Raw genomic sequence first — 17,695 nt, 5'->3', positions numbered from 1 at the left:
AAACGCTTAAGCATGAAGTTTTAGCAGCCTATAAAGATGCGATTGTTGCTAGTTTGGCGGAAGATTATGATGCGCTAGATGATGCGCTTATTAGATTAGGTGCGCGGGTCGAGAGTAAACCTTCACCAGGTTCAGACTACTACAAAGTTTGGCGGAATATTTTATTTGAGCCCTTTCTGACAAATGACGACTATGACTATGAATCTGCTTCTTTGCATATCGAAGCGGCCAAACAAACTCATTTGTTCTTTAAACATATGTCGCACTTTAGCCCGCCGGTTGAAAGCTTATATATTGACCGGATGATAAGTGGTCAGTACTGGATACTCAAAAGTATGGGGGTTAAGGCGGAATTCCGTTCTAAGTTGGCCCCTTATCTGCAAGGCTGATTAAGCTATGCTTCACTGAGTATTTGTTTAGCAATAATAATGCGCTGTATTTCACTGGAACCTTCGTAGATTGTTGTTACGCGTGCATCACGAGTAAGACGCTCTATAGGATAATCTTTAATATAGCCATTGCCTCCTAACAACTGCAGTGCTGTATAACAAGCTTTGTTGGCGGCTTCTGTTGAAAATAGCTTGGCCATTGATGCCTGTTTTGAAAACGGCGCGCCAGAATCTTTTGTGTAGGCCGCGCTCATAAGGAGCAAACGTGCAGCTTCTAGTTCTGTGTAGGTGTCCGCTAACATCCACTGGATACCTTGAAAGTTCGCGATTGCCTTGCCAAATTGCTCACGTTCTTTTGTGTATATCGTTGCATAGTCGATGGCTGCCTGAGCAATACCAAGTGCTAATGAGCCGACGCCTATTCTGCCGCCGGCCAGTTCGCCAACGGCGACACGATAGCCTTTGTTTAGATCACCCAAAAGTGCACTGTCATCAATGTTGCAGTTATCGAAACTAAGCTGACAAGTAGAAGAGGCTTTTTGTCCCATCTTTTGTTCGGGTTTTCCTATTATTAGGCCGGGAGTCCCCGCCTCGACAAGGAAACAAGAAATGCCTTTTCCTTTTGCCGCACTCTTATCCGTCAGAGCCCAGACAACAAATACGCCAGCATATTCTGCGCTGGTAATGAATTGCTTGCTGCCATTTAGCGCCCAGCCCGAAGCTGTTTTAGTAGCGGAACATTTCATTGATGAAGGGTCCGAACCGGCCTGAGACTCAGTCAAGCAGAATGCTCCGGCAGAATATTCACCAGAGCAAAGTTTTGGTAGATAAGAATGTTTCTGTTGTGTGCTGCCAACCGCCTGGATAACCTCAGCAACCATGTTTGTTACCGATGTTGTAACTGCTGTCGAAGCGCAAGCCTTGGCTATTTCAGTGATGGCCAAACTAAAGGAAACGGTACCGGCATTGGTACCGCCGTATTCACTCGAGATATTGAGCCCCATAAAACCGAGCTGAGCCAGTTTCTTTAGATTCTTAACAAAGGTTTCCTGTGCCTCCCCCATATCAAGCTTATCGGCGATAGGCATCAGTTCAGAGCTGGCAAATTTACGTGCCATACTCTGAATCATAATTTGCTCCTCGTTCAGTGATAAGTCCATATGGGTTCCTCTTTTAGTGAGTTAGTGTTTGTATAATAGCGGACTATTTAGCAGCTAGGTCACGTGTAGCGACTTTATGATGTTCCCAAAATGCCGCGCTTGGTATTATTTTGCTGCCAAACGGACAGCGGAATCAATACGTATCACTTCACCGTTAAGTATTGGGTTCTCAACAATATCACGCACTAGCCTACCAAACTCATCGGGTTTACCTAGTCTAGATGGAAAGGGTAATGTTGCAGCAAGGCTGTCTTGTACTTCTTGAGAAAATGATTCCATCATAGGCGTTAGGAAGAGGCCGGGTGCGATCGCTAATACGCGAATGCCAAACTTTGCGAGCTCACGTGCAGCGGGAAGGGTCATTGATACGATCCCTCCCTTCGAGGCAGAATAGGCAGCTTGACCAATTTGACCTTCATAAGCCGCTACTGAGGCTGTTGAAATGATTACGCCTCGCTCACCGTCTGCGTTTTCTTCTCGGCTTTGCATGTCTGCTGCCGCCAGCCTTAGTACATTAAATGAGCCAACAAGGTTTACTTGAATTACGGTATTAAAAAAGTCTAAAGACATTGGGCCGTCACGCCCAAGAATACGTCCTGGACTGCCAATGCCGGCGCAGTTAACAGCTATACCGCAGGGCCCGTGAGTTTCGCGTGCTTTATTGATAGCTGCTTCAACGCTTTCAGCACTTGTTACATCGCATTCAATTGCAATGCCACCTATTTCTTCAGCAAGGGTTTGCGCTTTTTCGATTTGTAAGTCAAGAATCGCGACCTTGGCGCCGTAACTTGCAAGATAGAGTGCAGTGCCTTTTCCAAGACCTGATGCACCGTCAGTTACAATTGCGGGTGTACCTTTAATGTCCATTGAATTTACCTATAAGAAAAACTAAAAGTTTGATCGAAGACTGTGCGCCGGGCAATAGCAAATCAGAATATGGTTTGACAAAATAGGACGAAAACTAGCTAAATGATACATATACTATGTATAAACTTTACCTAAGCGGACGATATGGACAAGCGAAATTCAATTTCACTGTACTATGTACATGCACTTCTGCAGGGTGCCTTGAGGGCCCGAGTCGATGTAAGCAAGGTGATGAGTGATTGCGGTCTTAGTTCAGGTATTCTCTCTGTCAGCTGCTATGGGGGGAGGGATCGTATTTCATCTGAGCGAGTATCAACACTAATTCGTTCTATCTGGCGACTAATGGATGATGAGTTCATGGGCTTTACCGATCAGCCCTGTAAACAAGGTGTTTTTGCCATCGTAGCTAAACAAATGATAAGGGAGCAAACTATTGGTGAAAGCATAAGGCGGGCAAGCTTGCTCTACAGTACCTTTAGAAACGATATCGTGCTGCAACTTGAAAATACTACGGAGGGAGCTCGTCTTATTTTTCAGCCTGTACGGCCCGAGTTGGATACTGCCAATTTCCTCGTAGAGTTTTTTTTATTGGTTTGGCATCGCTTTGCAAGCTGGCTTGTTACTGAACGATTACCTTTAAAATATGTTAGCTTGAGTTACCAGAGTCCACCGCATGTTGCGGAGTATAGTTTGCTCTTTCCTTGTCACTGTAGGTTTGGTGAAACGCAAAACGCACTAGTCTTCGAATCAGCTCTTATGGATTTGCCTATTAAACAGGGCCAGAAAGAGTTGAATACTTTTTTACAAAATTCGCCAACCGATTTGCTGTCAAAGCCGGACTTTCAACGAAGTTTTAGTACTCAAGTAATGAATATGATTGTTGATGATACGATGCAGTTTAAGAAGCTTGATGATTTGGCCAGTGAACTCAATATGAGCCCAAGAAATTTAAGACGTGTCTTGGAAAAAGAAAACACTAGCTACCAACAAATTAAGCAAAAACTACGATGTGAAAAAGCGCTAAGCCTGCTAAATGATAGTAATCGATCAATAAGCGAGATAGGGTTGGAATTAGGCTTTGATGAAGCCTCGGTATTTTCTAGAGCGTTTAAAACCTGGATGGGCTTATCACCGCGTGCCTATCGTGATAAACACTCGATTGGAAGTGCTTGAGAAGAGTTACCCGGCTTCTTTTGTTTGCTGGTTATAAAGGCTTTCAATTCTTGAAAGAGCATTATCTGTCTTGCGGCAGTATTCTTTGCTGTCTTTTGCGTAGCTGAAAACAACACTGATTCGGTAAAAATGCCGAACTTTCACACACTCGGTGACGATGCCCCCAACCTTGGAAAGTGAAATATACTTACCTCTAAAGTTAATTAGAATGCGTTCTTTGGCCTTAAAGGGACGACGCGACCTGATCGCCATACCATAGCGATTGATATCGAGGCATTTAACTTCCTGTGAGGAACTGAAGAATTTTCTTAAGCCGACAGGTTGTATTGATATTCGTAAATCAGGCGCTTTATGGCGTCTTTTAATGCGGCGCTCTGCCCAATTTATGAGTTTAATTTTATGCATAGGTATAAAATGGTATGGGGTTAGGTCGAATCAGGAGAGGGATATTAAACGCTAAACACCCAACAAATCAACTTTCAACTGACAGCTGTTCTTATAGTAAATGAATATAGGTTAAATTGTTGGTAAAAATTAGTCTTGTTAAGCCAGTCTGTTTTGTTAATATCGTTTAGATACTTTGAACTAATGCTTTGCATGTAATCATTTTCATAATATTTAAGGGCTCACATTGAAACCGCTATCTACGAAACAATTATACAAAACATGTGATGATGCTGACTTGGGCTTTTCCAGTACTAAAGCTCTGCCGCCATTAAATGAATTTGTAGGTCAGGACCGTGCACAGGAAGCTGTCCGCTTTGCGATGTCAATGCCTGACTCTGGTTACAATGTGTATGCAATTGGCCGCAATGGCTTGGGCAAGCGTACGATGATCTTGCGTTTTCTAGATCATCACCGTAAAGAAAATAGAGAGTTATACGATTGGTGCTACGTTGCTAACTTCGATGAGCCTAGATCACCCAAAGTACTTAAGTTACCGGTTGGCATGGGCGCTAATTTAAAAAAGGATGTCGAAAAGCTTATGACCCGTTTGGTCAAAGGCATTCCTCAGGCTTTCGAGAATGATCAGTACTTTCAGCGCTCAGAAGCACTCAAGCTAGAATACGCTGAAAAGCAAGAAGCGGCATTAGAGAAAGTCGCTAAGCAAGCGAAGCGAAAAAAGGTAAAGCTATCTTTGACAACCCCTGGTGGATACCGTCTCACTGCAATGAATGGTGAAGATGTACATACAGTCGAAAGCTTTGAAGCACTTGCGGAAGATGAGAAAGATCAGTTTGATGATGTAATCACTAAGCTTGAATTAAAGCTAAGAGGGGTGATTAGAAAAATAGCAAACTGGGAACAGGAGTTTGTAGATAAGCAGCAAGCGCTCAATGAAGAGGTTGTACTGGGCGTTACACAGCACCTGGTTGAGTCACTTGCTCACAAATATCATAAGCACTCTTTAGTAATTGATTATTTGAATGATATACAAAATGATATCGTCAATAACTTAGATATTTTTCTCGAAGACAGCGAAGAGCAGGGCGCTATGTCCAATGCAACGCTTGAGAAGAAACTACCTCGTAGATATCAGGTTAATGTACTGGTTCAGCACAAGGACTCTAAAGAGCCTGTTATCGTTGAAGAAAACCCAAACTATCACACGATGTTTGGTTATGTGGAGCATGTGACCTACAAAGGCACGGTGTTTACCGACTACTCCTTAATTCGCTCGGGTTGCTTACATCGTGCCAACGGTGGCTACCTGTTGATTGATGCGGCGAAGGTGCTTGAACAACCTTTTGTGTGGGACGGGATCAAGCGAGCCCTGCGTTCCAAGGAACTGCAAATCAATTCCCTGGAAAGAGAAGTGACTTTGTCTGGAACGATTTCTTTGGAACCGGAACCGATTCCATTAGATGTTAAGATTATTCTCTTTGGTGACCTCGAAACTTATCTATTGCTTCAGAATTACGACCCTGAGTTTGAAGAACTGTTTAAAGTGACAGCGGACTTCGAAAACGAAATGAATCGTACGCCTGAATCACAGATGCTTTACGCAAAATTCATTTCCAGTCTTGTACACGAAAAAGGCTTTCTCCATTGTGATAAGAAAGCGGTGGCTCGGGTAATTGAGTTTAGCTCCCGCCAGGCTGAAAATCAGAATAAGTTGTCACTTCACGCCTCTGAAATCTCTAATTTGCTGCGAGAGTCAAACTACTGGGCGCGAGAGCAGCGTTCAACAATGATCAGGCAGTCTCACGTAGAGCGTGCTTTAGAAAGTGCCGAGCACCGCAATGGACGCATCAAAGACCAACTGTTTGATACGATACGAGATGGCTCTACATTGCTTTCTGTTAGCGGTTCGGTTGTTGGGCAGATCAATGCACTGTCAGTGTACTCCACAGCGGGTTCGGAGTTCGGAATGCCAAACCGTGTTACTGCAAATTGTTATTTTGGTGATGGTGATATCACAGATATCGAGCATCATGCCAAGTTGGGCGGCAATATCCATACTAAGGGGATTTTGATCCTATCGTCTTATTTGTCATCCTTATTTGCAAAAGATGATCTGATGCCTCTATCTGCAAGTATTGCTTTTGAACAGTCTTACGGTGAGGTTGATGGCGATAGCGCGTCGATGGCCGAGTTCTGCGCCTTAATTTCTTCACTTGCTGATGTGCCAATTCTTCAGCACTTCGCAGTGACCGGCTCAGTGAATCAGTTTGGTGAAGTTCAGCCAATTGGTGGCGCAAATGAGAAAATAGAAGGCTTTCTCGATGCTTGTGAGTTAATCGGCAGTGATCAGAAGCAAGCGGTTATTATCCCTAAAAGCAATATTGCCAATCTTATGTTAAGCCAGAAGGTGATTAATGCCGTTAAGAAAAAGCGCTTTAATATCTATGCAGTAACGCATGTTAATGAAGCATTGGAATTGCTAACGGGTTTAAAGACGGGAACGCTTAAAGACGGTATGTACGAGGATGGCAGCATCTTCGGCAAAGTGCACGAGAAGATGGCCAGCTTACGTGAGAAAGAAGAGAGTAAAGATAGCGAAGAAAAGGGTGCTCATGAGAAAAACGCTTAAGCGACTAAAGCGAACAGGTTTTACACTCCTTATAGTGACTTGTGCTAATGTCTTTGCGGATGACTTGCTCTCAGAAAAGCTAATGACCGAAGACGTGGTGCTTGAGGGGGTATTTGCACAGGGCGGTTTGTTAAAAGGTAATGTTAAGCCTTCGTACGACGTAAAACTGAATGAACGCGAAATTCGGCTTACGCGAGAAGGGGATTTTATTATTGGCTTTGGTCGCGATGCTGCGCCGGAGCACAAATTAACATTCAGCGCTCCTAATGGTGAACGTCATTCTCTAATTATTGATGTGAAGCAAAGGACTTATCCGACTCAAAGTATTAAAGGTGTTCCTCAAAAAACCGTGACACCCAGTAAGGATAAACTAGCCCGTATAAAACGCGAAACGGCGCTGGTTAAAAATGCTCGTAAAACTGATTCCAGCTTGCTTTACTTTTTGGATGACTTTACGGCACCTATGAGGGCGCCTATTACTGGTGTCTACGGTAGTCAACGGATTTACAACGGTACACCAAAGCGCCCACATTATGGTGTTGATTATGCTGGGCCAGTTGGGGCGCCAGTTTATGCTCCTGCTAGCGGTAAAGTTACGCTGGTCCATGAAGACATGTTTTACTCCGGTGGCACTTTAATTGTTGACCATGGTTATGGACTATCTTCAACCTTTATTCATCTAAGTGAAGTTGTCGTAAAAGAAGGTGAAGATATTGTGGCAGGCCAGGAAATTGCCAAAGTAGGGGCTGGAGGTCGTTCTACAGGTCCGCACCTTGATTGGCGTGTTAATTGGTATGGTACGAGAATTGACCCTCAGCTGGTTCTTTTGATAGCTGGTGATAAGTAAACTTAAAGCGATGGCATTCTTGCTGCAAGATGGTCATCGCATTCCATTCCATTATTACATTTACTTACCTAGTAAACTCAAACCGCATATACGAAGTACATTTCCGTTAAGCGCATTAGCATCGGGGCGGCTGAAAAAGCTCACTCCCTCTGCGATATCTAGCGGCAAGCCACCCTGTGATAATGCATTCATACGTCGCCCTAGTTCACGAGTCAATAAAGGGATTCGCTGGGTCATATCAGTTTCTATAAAGCCAGGTGCAATGGCGTTAATAGTTAGCCCCTGAAGGCCCTGGTCGGCGGTGTGTTGGCTCATCGCTTCAACATAAGAGGCTATTCCGGCTTTAGAACAGGCGTAATTACTTTGTCCGAAGTTACCTGCAATCCCGGAAATAGAAGATATACAGATGATGCGTGCATTGTTAGCAAGTAGCTTCTTTTCTATTAGCGCACGATTGATATCCAGCACCCTGGACAAGTTGATGTTTATCACTTGATCCCAAAAGTGCTCTGGCATGTTAGCAATAGTCTTGTCGCGAGTAATGCCAGCGTTATGAACAATGATATCTATTACGCCGAGTTGCGCACCAATAGTATTGCATATAGAGTCGACCGAGCTTTCTGCGCTTAAATCCAATGCAACACTGTGTCCAGAAATCTCTTTAGCGAGAGCTTGTGTAGCACTTTCATTGGCAGGTATATCCAGGCAGACGACTGTTGCACCATCGCGCGCTAATGTTTTTGCGGTGTGATAGCCAATCCCCTGAGCAGCTCCAGTTACAAGAGCAGTTTTGCCGAGTAGTGGCTTAGCCTGGTCTGTTCTTTTCTGCTTGGTTGCTTTGTTGCAAAGCTGAATAGATTGTCCGCTTATGTAGGCTGACTTGGGCGAAAGGAAAAACCTGAGAGAGCTGTCTAGATATTTCTGAGCGCCTTTTTCCAGGTAAATAACATTGCTGGTGATCCCTTTTTTACCACACTCTTTAGCTAGCGATTTTGCAAACCCTATTAAGGAGCCTTGCAAAGAAGCGCTTTCCGGTGATTCAAGTTGCGAAGGTGATTGCCCAATAATGACAAAGCGTCCATTAATACTAATTTTCTTAACGGAACGAGTAAAGACGCTGTACAATTGCTTCAGTTCTTGGCTTGTTTTTATTCCCGTCGCATCAAAAACTAAAGCTTTAAACTTGTGATCTTCAAGGTTGTCGATCTGAATTTCTGTACATTTAGCTTTATAACTCGTAGGTGCGGCCGATAAGTTTAGTGTCTCGGTATTAGAGCGTGCACTAAACAGGGTAATGTTGTCGGAGTCGAGAGCCTTAAATACACTATTAGTCGCAAAATTATGCTTAGTCGCGGCAAGCAGGATTTTACCGCTAATATTATATAAGCTTTCGTGTTCGCTACGAGCAAGATTAAGAGGTTTAGGCAAGTTCAAAGCTTGGATGATTGGCTGTGTATACTGAGAGTTCGCAAGCTTTAGATATAGATCACTCATGTCGACTTTTTACCCTTTAAAAAATAACAATAGAGCCTCGTGCGCGGCATGCGCTAGTGTAACGCAAACTATTATAATATCTTACAAAAAATCTATTTTTCTTGAGATAACGTTTTATGACGACACATGACAATTCCTTGAATAACGCTGACCAATATGCGCAGCAGTGGATAAATGATCTGCGCAAGCGCAATAGCCTGCTTAACGGTACGTGGATAGTCACTCTTATCATGGCCTTGGCTTTCGGGCTCTCAGCATTTTATTTTTATCACCAGGGTCAAACTGCACTCCTGGACAGCGTCTTATCTAAGCAAGAAATAGGTAAGCTCGAACTTCAGCTTAAAAATCAGCAAGCCAAAATGTCTACGTCTGGACAATCTCTTGCTGAAACCAAAGCTGAGCACGAGCGTTTGACAAGAGAAAACCAGGCTCAGCAGGAAAAAATACAGGAGTCGGAGGGTGCGCTTGCGGTCAATCAGGATATTATCGACAACCTGAACTCACAACTCGCTTTGCTTAAAGAGGAAAACGAGGCCCTAGCAGCATCCTTGAGTCAGGTTAGGGCGTCTTTGTTGAGTGGCGCAAGCAATAGCGAAGTGCTGGCCGGAGAAAATTCAAGATTAAGCGATGAAATCAAGGTATTAAATAAGAAGTTAAAAGATAGAAAAGGCGCTTATCTTGCGGTTGTAAAACGTCAAAAAGAGACACGCTCAGAGATTGATTATCTTGCATCGAACAACGATAAACTCAATCAGGAGCTAGAGTCTAAGGAGCAGCGGATTACTTCGCTACAAACACAGATTTCACAGTTAAGCGCTTCGAAGACATCTTTGACGGAAGAACTTACCACTGTTAAAAGCGACTATAGCTTACTCGAAGATAAACTTGCTAGCCTTATGGCGCCGATAGGTCCAGCTAGTAACCCTACTACTTCTAAACCAGCGTTAAGCAATACGCTAAGCGCGCCAAGCAATAGCGCCCAAGGTGCAAACACTACGGAAAGTGGCTTCGATGGCTTGGAAGAAATTAAGATACAGAAGCCGCGTGTACTTATGCCAATTCCTTCTACTAGCGCCCCCGCCAAAGTTAAGGCCACTGAAAAAGCTGAAGCTTCTACCTTTGACTATGACAAAATAGCTATTCCATGAAGAGACTGTGTATTAGGGGAAAGTAAAAAACATGGATAGTTACAGAGGGGCGCATTTCCTTGCTGGCTCAGGACCAAGTTTTGTAACGGTTGCGAAAAGTTTATATCGTCGTCGATACCCTAATGTTGTAGTGCAAGGTGACTCCTGGTTTGATTACCCTGGCAGGCAGAAACATTTTTTCTACGGACCGAATAATTTACATCAGGCCCTGATGCAGATTATTCCTACTGGCGCAAACTGGTGGGATAGTAGCGTCTCAATGGCTACGGCAAAGCAGGTTTCGCGTGAATCCAGTGTATTTCGCTATGCTAAATACAATCGAGTTAGACTCGATGTATATTGTCTAAGTATGGGTGGGAATGATTTATTCGCTGGCTTAAAGTTTATCCTTAAAGATTATGATGATAAAAATCAATCGCCTTCAGAGTGCTTTAATTCAGGGAAAGAGCGCTTACTTCAAAACATCAGAGATGATTATCATAAGGTATTGAAAGACCGAGACCGATATCTACCTAGCGTGCCTGTCCTTGCGCATTGTTATGCGTCGCCAGATCAACGCCAGCGAGGCTTCAAGTTGGCATTCCTAAAGGCCGGGCCTTGGATAAAAACAGCATTTGATGCGAAAGCTTATCCACCTATGCTTACTTCTAACATAGATAACTGTATAAGGAGACGGGCGATTCGCTATCTGCATGCGCAGCTTTCTGAAACAATTATAGGCGCAATGGGGCAATATCAGAATACGCTAAGTTATGATGCTTTTGGTCGGGGAGTAGACTTGTCAGCAGCAAAATATTGGGATGATGAAATTCATTTAAGCCCGAAAGGGTGGATTATGTACGCGAAAGATATGCAAGAGTATATGATCGAAAATGGTCTAGATATTAGAGCGTTGAAGAGGAGGTGAAGAGCTAAGCGGATAGTTATAGCTTAGCTCTTCAGATAGAGCGCTAGCTCAAGTTAGCAGCAAGAAGAGCCGCCGTCACCTGTTTCGAATATAGGGTCACCATCGAAGGGTAAGCTAGATCCACAGCCTTCAAAAATGCCGTAATGAGTGTTCCAGTCACCAATAAACTCGAAGTACTTTTTAAATCGTGTTTCATTCAGCATGCGCCAGGTATTGCCGCAAACAGGGAAAATCCTACCTTTTTCGATGATATGGTGCTTATCAAGAACGAAAGCGTGTTCAAAGTGCTCGATACCGCCTTTGTAAATAACAGCCTGGCCATAATCTTCACAGTGCGGTTCAAGGTCTTTTATTTTAAATAAACGGTAGGTTGCCGAATAAAAACCGATATGGCCGACTTTTTCTTGCACCGATTCATTTTCAATAGTGATGACATCGTCTTCTACAAGCCTCGGGTCCAAAAAACCGACTTTTTTAGCTAGGTTTTCAAAATCGTTCCAGTAAAGTGCGCCGCTCAAACACTCGCCGTATAGGACTGGGTCCTCAACAAGGTGTTGGGGAACTCTCCGGTCTGAATAGACGTCAGAGAAGTAAAGCTCACCTCCTGGTTTTAGTACTCGATAGGCTTCTCGCAATACGGCTTCCTTGTCTGGTGAAAGGTTGATAACGCAATTTGATACGATGATATCAAAACTGTTTTCTTCAAGGCCAAGTTCGTTTAAACGTTCGATATAACCCAGCTTGAATTCTGTATTCTTGCTTGCGTAGCCGAATTTCTCGGCATGGTAAGATTCGTGCTCAAGTGCAATGGTAAGCTGCTCTTCTGTCATGTCGATACCTAAGACACGGCCTTGTTCGCCAACCCATTGGGATAGAACGTAGCAATCTCTGCCAGACCCGCTGCCAAGATCCATTACCTGCATTCCTTCAAGCACGGGTGGGGCAATTAGACCGCAGCCATAGTAACGGGCTAGTACCTCATCATGAACCTTGGCTAATGCCGTCTTTACATGTCTAGGTAAACCAGCGCTTGTACAGCAGGCGTTGGTTTTAAGATCTTCGGTTTTTTCTAATACTTTCCCGTAATAGTTTTTAACATCATCATGCATGCAGGGAGATCTCTCTTTGAATTGTTAGCGCGTGTTTCTGAACTTGGAGACAAGTAAGACAAGCAATAGTCTTAAACGTTCAAATATATAAAACGAGTAAATTATCACGCTTTCGTCTTTGAATATATAGGGCTTGTAGCCTATCTTTAAATCATACCTTTTTCGAACATTGTCCTGGAAATTTAGTGCCATGAGTGATAGCAGTTTTGATTACCTTGGCGGTAATTATTATATCAGCGCAGCAAGCTTGCTTCTCGAATACCGGATGTTTATTGACTCCCATCCGACGCTTTTCAAAATAAACCAAGCCAATTCATATTGGCCAAAAATGGTTTTCTTTTGCAATGAGCTTGAAAAATTTCCTGAGATCATGAAGGCACTTACTCGTGTCCATGTTTGTTCGCAAATCGACTTCGAAAGGGCTTTGTTTTGCAGTTGGTGTGCGTTATTGATTGGCCGGTCAGCTGGCCTCACAGAAGCTAACCAAAGATTGCTGTTCGTCGCTGGTTTACTGCAAGATATTGGTAAACACGCACCCGATACCGAGACGATTGAGTTTCCCACAAAGGTTAATGGCCCTTTCTTTTCTCCAGCTAGCTCGCTTGACGGCAGAGATATTCACCCTCTGATTAGTTCACGTTTAGTTGAAAAGTACCTACCTGAGCTAGAAGGGCTTGCGGAGCTGGTTCTACACCACCACGCACGAAATGACGGAACTGGCTTTCCAAATCTCATTGGTGAGCCTCAACTTGGTCTAGACGCCCAGATTTTAGTGATCGCCAATGAGTTAAGTGACCGCCTTGATCAGCTAGGTGGTCACAATCAGATATCTCATACCTTATCAAACCTTAGGCTCAATTCTTTTTTGTATTTTGAAAGGGCGCATCAGCATTGGATCACCTTAGTTGAAGCGCACCTGTCTAGCCCGATCGAGTCACCAAAGAACTCAAATCTGTTTCTTGATATTGAAAGCAAGATTAAAGAGCTCGAGAAAATGCTGTCGTGCTTACTCGTCGTCAGTGCTGAGCTACTTCCGTATGATTTTGACCTGAGTGTCCATGGTTTGCGTTCAATGATTCATCGTCTCGTTAGGCTTTCAACCGATACCGGAGTGTTTGATCCGAGCCTGTTTAGGCAGCGCACTGAGGGCGTTATTGGGATGAAGATCGATAACGACTGCTGTGAGCTCCATAATATTCATGAATGTACTGTTGTTCGTGACATAGCTATCATTTTAAAAGGATTACCTGAGATTCTCTCTCGAATGAGGGTACTGACGGGTGATATTCTTTCCTCCAAAAAGTATGATGCCAATTACAATTTAGTCGCCAATGCCAATGAACTTTTATATAAAAATATTAAGTTACTGGAAGGCAGTCGTTGTAGCATTTTTCGCTAGTCTGTTCGTCTAGCTTGGTAATCAATCTTTTGTTTCTATTTGGGTAACTAGCGCTATTAGTTTTACTCGAAAGTAGAGCACATACTTGGCTCATTTTTGTGCCATTATCTACTGTAAACTGACTCTTAACTAGGTAAGTCAATGCAAGAAATATTCAATCAGGCCCTTGCACTACATCAGCAAGGCAAGCTAGCGCAAGCAGAAAATATCTACCGTCAGATTCTTGATAAGGCGCCAGGTCAGCCCGTGATATGCGCACAACTTTCTCTATTGCTTCAACAAGCTGGAAAGCTGCCGGAGGCTTTCTCTTTCGCAAAAAAAGCAATTGAAGCCTTGCCTGAAGAGCATGAAGTCGCTTTACAGGGTGCTGGCTTGGCAGTACAGCTAGGTCATAATCAACAAGCCGAAACGTGGTTAAAGCAAGCTCTTCAACTTAAGCCCAAGCATGAAAAAGCTTTAGAGCAATTGGCTGGCGTCTTAATTGGGAATCACAAAGAAAAGGATGCCTTAGGCGTTTGTAAATCTTTAATAAAAGTCTCACCGAAAAATGCAAATGCCTATAACTTAAAAGGCTTAGCGCTAAGTCGTTTAGGTGAGGGGGAAAAAGGCTACAGCTGTTTTCAAAAATCTTTGAAACTCAACCCTGGCCAAATAGCAGTGATTCGGAATCTTATCTTGTATGGTAAGGGGAGAAAAGAGCCTCTATTAGAAAGCATCATTCCTCAGTTGGAGAAAAGCTTTTCTCAGCAAACACAAGCGCCAGCAGTTCAAATGAACGTCGCGTATATTCTGTCAATGTATTATGAGCGAAGTAAGAAGACCGATAAATCATTCATGTACCTGAAAATGGGAAATGACATTGCTCGCAAAGGCGTAAATTATCAGCATTCCCAGACAGAAAATGACTTCAAAGCTATCTTAAACGCTTTTGACGAAGGTTTTTTAAATGAAGTAAAGGGGGCGCAACTTTCAGATGATTCACCAATATTCATATTGGGTATGCCGCGCTCAGGAACGACGCTAATCGAGCAGATTATATCTAGTCACTCGCAGGTCGAAGCGGAAGGAGAGATTCTTGACCTGAGAGAAAGCTTTAGAACGCACGGCGAGATATTGAATAGCGATATCTCAGCAGATGATAAGGCTAGCGCGTGTGTCGCAGTCATGACTGCTTATTTAGATAAGCTTAGAGCTAGACAGAAAGCTACGTATTTTACAGACAAGATGCCCTATAACTTCATGTTTGTTGGGCTTATCTTAACTGTAATGCCTAACGCTAAAGTTATTCATTGTACACGTGACCCGCTTGAAACCTGTTTTTCTATTTATAAACAAAATTTTTCTGGTTCCCCAGCATACACTAATGATTTAACAGAGCTGGGCCAGTATTATATCGCCTATAAAGACATGATGAAGCATTGGCAGAACCTATTTGGTGATCGTATTTATGAGGCTAATTATGAAGCGATGGTGGATAACTCAGAGCACCAGATTAACAACTTACTCGCCTTTTGCCATTTGGAGCCAGAGGGTGGCTGCTTCGAATTTCATAAAAATAAGCGCGCAGTGAGAACAGCGAGTGTCGCGCAAGTAAGGCAGCCTATATATAAAGATGCCAAGCGAGCATCGGCGCCGTATGAAAAATATTTGGCGCCTTTGATAGAGGTTTTACAGAACGTAGATTAGATCAAGTCTAATTTGCGTTCACTCCAAAGTTTCTCGGCAAATGCGAAGGCGTCCTTCTGTGAGAACTCTGGTTTTAAAGATTTTAAGGCGAGGGCTGTTGTACCGATAATGGCACCTAAGGCATATTCGTCTTCTTGCTCACCACGCCAAACTTGCTTAAGGTAGTTAACCGTTAAATCCTGCCCTTTAACGTGTCTTCGCTCAAATTGAGAAGGCCACTCTTCTTCAGTAAGCTCTCCCTTAATCGCTGACTTTACGACCATGGCATTATCAGGATTTCGCTCAATCTCTCCGCCTTCACCTTTTATTACTGAAAGTGATCGGTACCCTAGTAGTGCTCCAGCCTCTTGATGAAGGCCGCTATAGGGGGGGTGGAATATTCCTTGGAGTACGCTATCTGCGTTCAAGGGATTGATCAGTCGCGATAAAGAATGAACAGGGGAACGCAGCCCCATCAAGTGACGCATATTGATCATTTCGGCCAAGCGTGGGCTAATCGCATCGAGTGGCAGGTAAGCAAAGCTTCTAACATTCATACTGTCTGCAACTTCTTCCCATGAGCGTGAGACTGGTATTCCTAGTTCATTAAGAATATTTTCAGTATACAGGCGGTTTGCAGTATGACCACTTGCGCCGTGAATCATGACTCGATAACCGGCTTGAGCCAGCAAGAAAATTGCTGGCAGGTACCAAGGTAGGTGGCGTCGTTTTCCGGCATAGGATGACCAGTCAAGATCGGCCGCGATTGCGGGGGTATTAAGTTGCTCTTTAACGGCCTTTACAAAGCCGCTGAGCTCTTCAGCAGATTCTTCTTTAACGCGTAATAGCATAAGGAAGGCGCCCAGCTGCACGTCTTCGACTTCTCCCTTTAATATCATGTTCATTGCTTCAAAAGCTTCTTGTTCAGTAAGGGAACGGCTGCCTTTTTTACCTTTGCCCAGTATTCTTACAAAGGGTGCAAATGGGTGTTCTGCTTTCGCTTGTTTAATATTTACGTCTGTCATACGGGGTCGACTTCCTTAAAAAAGGTAAGTTTATAGGCAATTGGTTGGTTTGGGTAAGCCTGCGATCTTACTGGCTAGCTTTGCGGGGCTTCCCGGAAACAGGGTCATCAAATAGATGCTATTTCCTTTATCTTCCCCTAAGGTCTCTTTTATATGCTTAACAAGAATGCGCATAGCAGGTGAGAGATCGTATTCGAGGTAAAAGCTGCGCAGGGCGTCTAATATTTCCCAGTGTCCGGGCGTTAGCGTTAAGCCTTCCTGCAGGGCTATTGCCGCAGCAATGTCGCGTGACCAGTCATCCAGGTTTACTAGAAAACCTTGCTCATCAAACTGGATATTTTTTAGCGTGTCTTGATCGCTCATAATATGTGTTTAGCAAAGGCTAGATTTAATACCAGCTATGCACTTTTTCATGCTTGATGGTAAGTTCAACCAAGTCATTGTAATCAATTTTACAATAGTCTACCGGGATTTTTACACCCCTAGCCAAGGCATCTTCAGTCAGTACAAAAATCGTCGCGGCAATACAAGACCATTGACTGGCTTCAGACGAGGTTCCCAGGCATTGGAAAACCCCATCTTCAATGAGTACTACGCAGTCACCGTCCAGGATCGTGTCTGAAAGTTGCTGGTTCACAGCGACTTCTGAGGGTGGTTTGTTCAGTATATGCAGGGTCATAAAGTGGGGCCAAGAAGCTAGAATCTTAAAATAATGTCGGAATCGTTAAGCTTATTGCTTACTTGTGCTTTACTAAGTTCGCTTATCGCAAGTGAGCAATCGCTTAACGGGATGTTTCGGTCTTCAGCGTCTTGTTTATCTATATGCACTTTATCTACACCATAAATAGCAAGCGCTTTCATCATTTGGCGAATATTCTTCTGGTGTATGTTTGCAGGGTCTTGATCTTCCAATAATAGATAGCAGCCATCAGTTGCGAGTAGCAGGCTGATATCTTGCTCGAAGGTACCCGCAGCCAGCACAAGGTCGAGAGCTTCTTTTGCATCGCTGGAGCCGAACGGGGCTGAGTTTAATATAATGAGTATAGATTTCTTATCCATCTTGCCTCTGTTTAAGCTCCAAAGGTTATGAAGCGGTCAGAAACGGCCATTGCTTCTACTAGTTGCCCAAGCCCGGAAAGCTCGAAACCTTCAGCGAGATTGTTTGCGTCCTTTTGATGGCGAGCTTGCTCTGTGTTATCGATCAAGCCTCGGCGTGCTGCGGCGGCAATACAGATAACCAGGTCAAGGTTGTGCTTGGTACCAAGGTCTTGCCAGGCTTTATAAAGATCAAACTCGTCTTGTGGTGGTGTCGCGAGTTTAGTACCGCTATGAATACCGTTTTGATAGAAGAAGACGCGAGAAAGCTTGTGCCCATTCTGAAGGGCAGCTTTAGTGTATCGATAAGCGCTGTAAGACGACTGTGAATCGTAGGGAGCGTTAAGGACTAATACAGATATGTTCATATTTTAAAGGGCTAA

17 protein-coding genes and 1 pseudogene are annotated in these 17,695 nt (G+C 43.7%); 8 read left to right on the top strand and 10 right to left on the bottom strand.

All coding sequences use genetic code 11. The features are described from left to right. Positions 1–389 (top strand): annotated as a pseudogene (locus A3756_RS27025) (AarF/ABC1/UbiB kinase family protein); the annotation flags it as partial. 5 nt (positions 390–394) lie between these two features. Here the strand turns inward: A3756_RS27025 and A3756_RS01825 are convergent. Together A3756_RS01825 and A3756_RS01820 are read right to left on the bottom strand one after the other, a co-directional pair. Next, positions 395–1,549, bottom strand: a complete 1,155-nt coding sequence (locus tag A3756_RS01825) for an acyl-CoA dehydrogenase family protein (RefSeq protein WP_068552783.1) — start codon at positions 1,547–1,549, stop codon at positions 395–397. Positions 1,550–1,654: 105 nt separating this feature from the next. Continuing rightward, the gene (locus tag A3756_RS01820; protein ID WP_068552781.1) at positions 1,655–2,416 is read right to left on the bottom strand and encodes an SDR family NAD(P)-dependent oxidoreductase; all 762 of its coding nucleotides are present in this window, start codon (positions 2,414–2,416) and stop codon (positions 1,655–1,657) included. Between the two features lie 144 nt (positions 2,417–2,560). Between A3756_RS01820 and A3756_RS01815 the strand changes: the two genes are divergently transcribed. Further along, positions 2,561–3,589 carry an AraC family transcriptional regulator gene (locus A3756_RS01815; protein WP_068552779.1) on the top strand — a complete coding sequence of 343 codons (1,029 nt, stop codon included), beginning with the start codon at positions 2,561–2,563 and terminating at the stop codon, positions 3,587–3,589. Between the two features lie 6 nt (positions 3,590–3,595). Here the strand turns inward: A3756_RS01815 and A3756_RS01810 are convergent, their stop codons facing one another. Continuing rightward, positions 3,596–3,994, bottom strand: coding sequence for a hypothetical protein (locus A3756_RS01810; protein WP_068510814.1), 399 nt, complete (start codon positions 3,992–3,994; stop codon positions 3,596–3,598). 226 nt (positions 3,995–4,220) lie between these two features. Here A3756_RS01810 and A3756_RS01805 point away from each other — a divergent pair, with 226 nt between their 5' ends. Then, entirely contained in the window at positions 4,221–6,623 is a 2,403-nt protein-coding gene (locus A3756_RS01805) for a Lon protease family protein (protein WP_068510812.1), read from the top strand. Then, on the top strand, positions 6,607–7,470 hold the full coding sequence (locus A3756_RS01800; RefSeq protein WP_082865036.1) for a M23 family metallopeptidase: 864 nt from the start codon (positions 6,607–6,609) through the stop codon (positions 7,468–7,470). The genes A3756_RS01805 and A3756_RS01800 overlap by 17 nt, the downstream gene beginning before the upstream one ends. A 60-nt stretch (positions 7,471–7,530) precedes the next feature. Here the strand turns inward: A3756_RS01800 and A3756_RS01795 are convergent, their stop codons facing one another. Continuing rightward, the gene (locus A3756_RS01795; RefSeq protein ID WP_068552777.1) at positions 7,531–8,964 is read right to left on the bottom strand and encodes a 3-oxoacyl-ACP reductase; all 1,434 of its coding nucleotides are present in this window, start codon (positions 8,962–8,964) and stop codon (positions 7,531–7,533) included. Between the two features lie 116 nt (positions 8,965–9,080). On the opposite strand from A3756_RS01795, the gene A3756_RS01790 reads away from it, so the two are divergent. Then, positions 9,081–10,112, top strand: a complete 1,032-nt coding sequence (locus A3756_RS01790; RefSeq protein ID WP_068552774.1) for a hypothetical protein — start codon at positions 9,081–9,083, stop codon at positions 10,110–10,112. A gap of 31 nt (positions 10,113–10,143) precedes the next feature. After that, positions 10,144–11,019, top strand: coding sequence for a hypothetical protein (locus A3756_RS01785; RefSeq protein WP_068552772.1), 876 nt, complete (start codon positions 10,144–10,146; stop codon positions 11,017–11,019). A 53-nt stretch (positions 11,020–11,072) separates the two neighbouring features. Here the strand turns inward: A3756_RS01785 and A3756_RS01780 are convergent, their stop codons facing one another. Then, positions 11,073–12,128: a methyltransferase domain-containing protein gene (locus tag A3756_RS01780; RefSeq protein ID WP_068510803.1), complete on the bottom strand. Its 1,056-nt coding sequence runs from the start codon at positions 12,126–12,128 to the stop codon at positions 11,073–11,075. Between the two features lie 190 nt (positions 12,129–12,318). Here A3756_RS01780 and A3756_RS01775 point away from each other — a divergent pair, with 190 nt between their 5' ends. Further along, complete coding sequence (locus tag A3756_RS01775; protein ID WP_068510800.1) at positions 12,319–13,527, top strand: HD-GYP domain-containing protein; 1,209 nt, start codon at positions 12,319–12,321, stop codon at positions 13,525–13,527. Positions 13,528–13,668: 141 nt separating this feature from the next. Then, positions 13,669–15,213 carry a sulfotransferase gene (locus A3756_RS01770; RefSeq protein WP_068510798.1) on the top strand — a complete coding sequence of 515 codons (1,545 nt, stop codon included), beginning with the start codon at positions 13,669–13,671 and terminating at the stop codon, positions 15,211–15,213. On the opposite strand, the gene A3756_RS01765 is transcribed toward A3756_RS01770, so the two are convergent. Genes A3756_RS01765 through tusD form a run of 5 tightly spaced genes read right to left on the bottom strand, consistent with a single transcriptional unit; the run spans position 15,210 to position 17,680 of the window. Continuing rightward, positions 15,210–16,217, bottom strand: a complete 1,008-nt coding sequence (locus A3756_RS01765) for a glycosyl transferase family protein (protein ID WP_068552770.1) — start codon at positions 16,215–16,217, stop codon at positions 15,210–15,212. The genes A3756_RS01770 and A3756_RS01765 overlap by 4 nt on opposite strands. Positions 16,218–16,247: 30 nt before the next feature. Further along, the gene (locus A3756_RS01760) at positions 16,248–16,580 is read right to left on the bottom strand and encodes a TusE/DsrC/DsvC family sulfur relay protein (protein WP_068513637.1); all 333 of its coding nucleotides are present in this window, start codon (positions 16,578–16,580) and stop codon (positions 16,248–16,250) included. 25 nt (positions 16,581–16,605) lie between these two features. Then, complete coding sequence (tusB, locus tag A3756_RS01755; RefSeq protein WP_068513640.1) at positions 16,606–16,896, bottom strand: sulfurtransferase complex subunit TusB; 291 nt, start codon at positions 16,894–16,896, stop codon at positions 16,606–16,608. Between the two features lie 17 nt (positions 16,897–16,913). Continuing rightward, positions 16,914–17,276, bottom strand: coding sequence for a sulfurtransferase complex subunit TusC (gene tusC, locus A3756_RS01750; RefSeq protein ID WP_068509772.1), 363 nt, complete (start codon positions 17,274–17,276; stop codon positions 16,914–16,916). Positions 17,277–17,287: 11 nt separating this feature from the next. Next, on the bottom strand, positions 17,288–17,680 hold the full coding sequence (tusD, locus tag A3756_RS01745; protein ID WP_068513642.1) for a sulfurtransferase complex subunit TusD: 393 nt from the start codon (positions 17,678–17,680) through the stop codon (positions 17,288–17,290). Positions 17,681–17,695 lie beyond the last annotated feature (15 nt).

The organism is Oleiphilus sp. HI0086 (genome assembly GCF_001635225.1).
This window is presented reverse-complemented; position numbering and strand designations above follow the sequence as displayed.

Coding starts and splice junctions, on each gene's coding strand:
- A3756_RS01825 (WP_068552783.1), bottom strand. CDS start 1,549: ATGGACTTATCACTGAACGAGGAGCAAATTATGATTCAGAGTATGGCA.
- A3756_RS01820 (WP_068552781.1), bottom strand. CDS start 2,416: ATGGACATTAAAGGTACACCCGCAATTGTAACTGACGGTGCATCAGGT.
- A3756_RS01815 (WP_068552779.1), top strand. CDS start 2,561: ATGGACAAGCGAAATTCAATTTCACTGTACTATGTACATGCACTTCTG.
- A3756_RS01810 (WP_068510814.1), bottom strand. CDS start 3,994: ATGCATAAAATTAAACTCATAAATTGGGCAGAGCGCCGCATTAAAAGA.
- A3756_RS01800 (WP_082865036.1), top strand. CDS start 6,607: ATGAGAAAAACGCTTAAGCGACTAAAGCGAACAGGTTTTACACTCCTT.
- A3756_RS01795 (WP_068552777.1), bottom strand. CDS start 8,964: ATGAGTGATCTATATCTAAAGCTTGCGAACTCTCAGTATACACAGCCA.
- A3756_RS01790 (WP_068552774.1), top strand. CDS start 9,081: ATGACGACACATGACAATTCCTTGAATAACGCTGACCAATATGCGCAG.
- A3756_RS01785 (WP_068552772.1), top strand. CDS start 10,144: ATGGATAGTTACAGAGGGGCGCATTTCCTTGCTGGCTCAGGACCAAGT.
- A3756_RS01780 (WP_068510803.1), bottom strand. CDS start 12,128: ATGCATGATGATGTTAAAAACTATTACGGGAAAGTATTAGAAAAAACC.
- A3756_RS01775 (WP_068510800.1), top strand. CDS start 12,319: ATGAGTGATAGCAGTTTTGATTACCTTGGCGGTAATTATTATATCAGC.
- A3756_RS01770 (WP_068510798.1), top strand. CDS start 13,669: ATGCAAGAAATATTCAATCAGGCCCTTGCACTACATCAGCAAGGCAAG.
- A3756_RS01765 (WP_068552770.1), bottom strand. CDS start 16,217: ATGACAGACGTAAATATTAAACAAGCGAAAGCAGAACACCCATTTGCA.
- A3756_RS01760 (WP_068513637.1), bottom strand. CDS start 16,580: ATGAGCGATCAAGACACGCTAAAAAATATCCAGTTTGATGAGCAAGGT.
- tusB (WP_068513640.1), bottom strand. CDS start 16,896: ATGACCCTGCATATACTGAACAAACCACCCTCAGAAGTCGCTGTGAAC.
- tusC (WP_068509772.1), bottom strand. CDS start 17,276: ATGGATAAGAAATCTATACTCATTATATTAAACTCAGCCCCGTTCGGC.
- tusD (WP_068513642.1), bottom strand. CDS start 17,680: ATGAACATATCTGTATTAGTCCTTAACGCTCCCTACGATTCACAGTCG.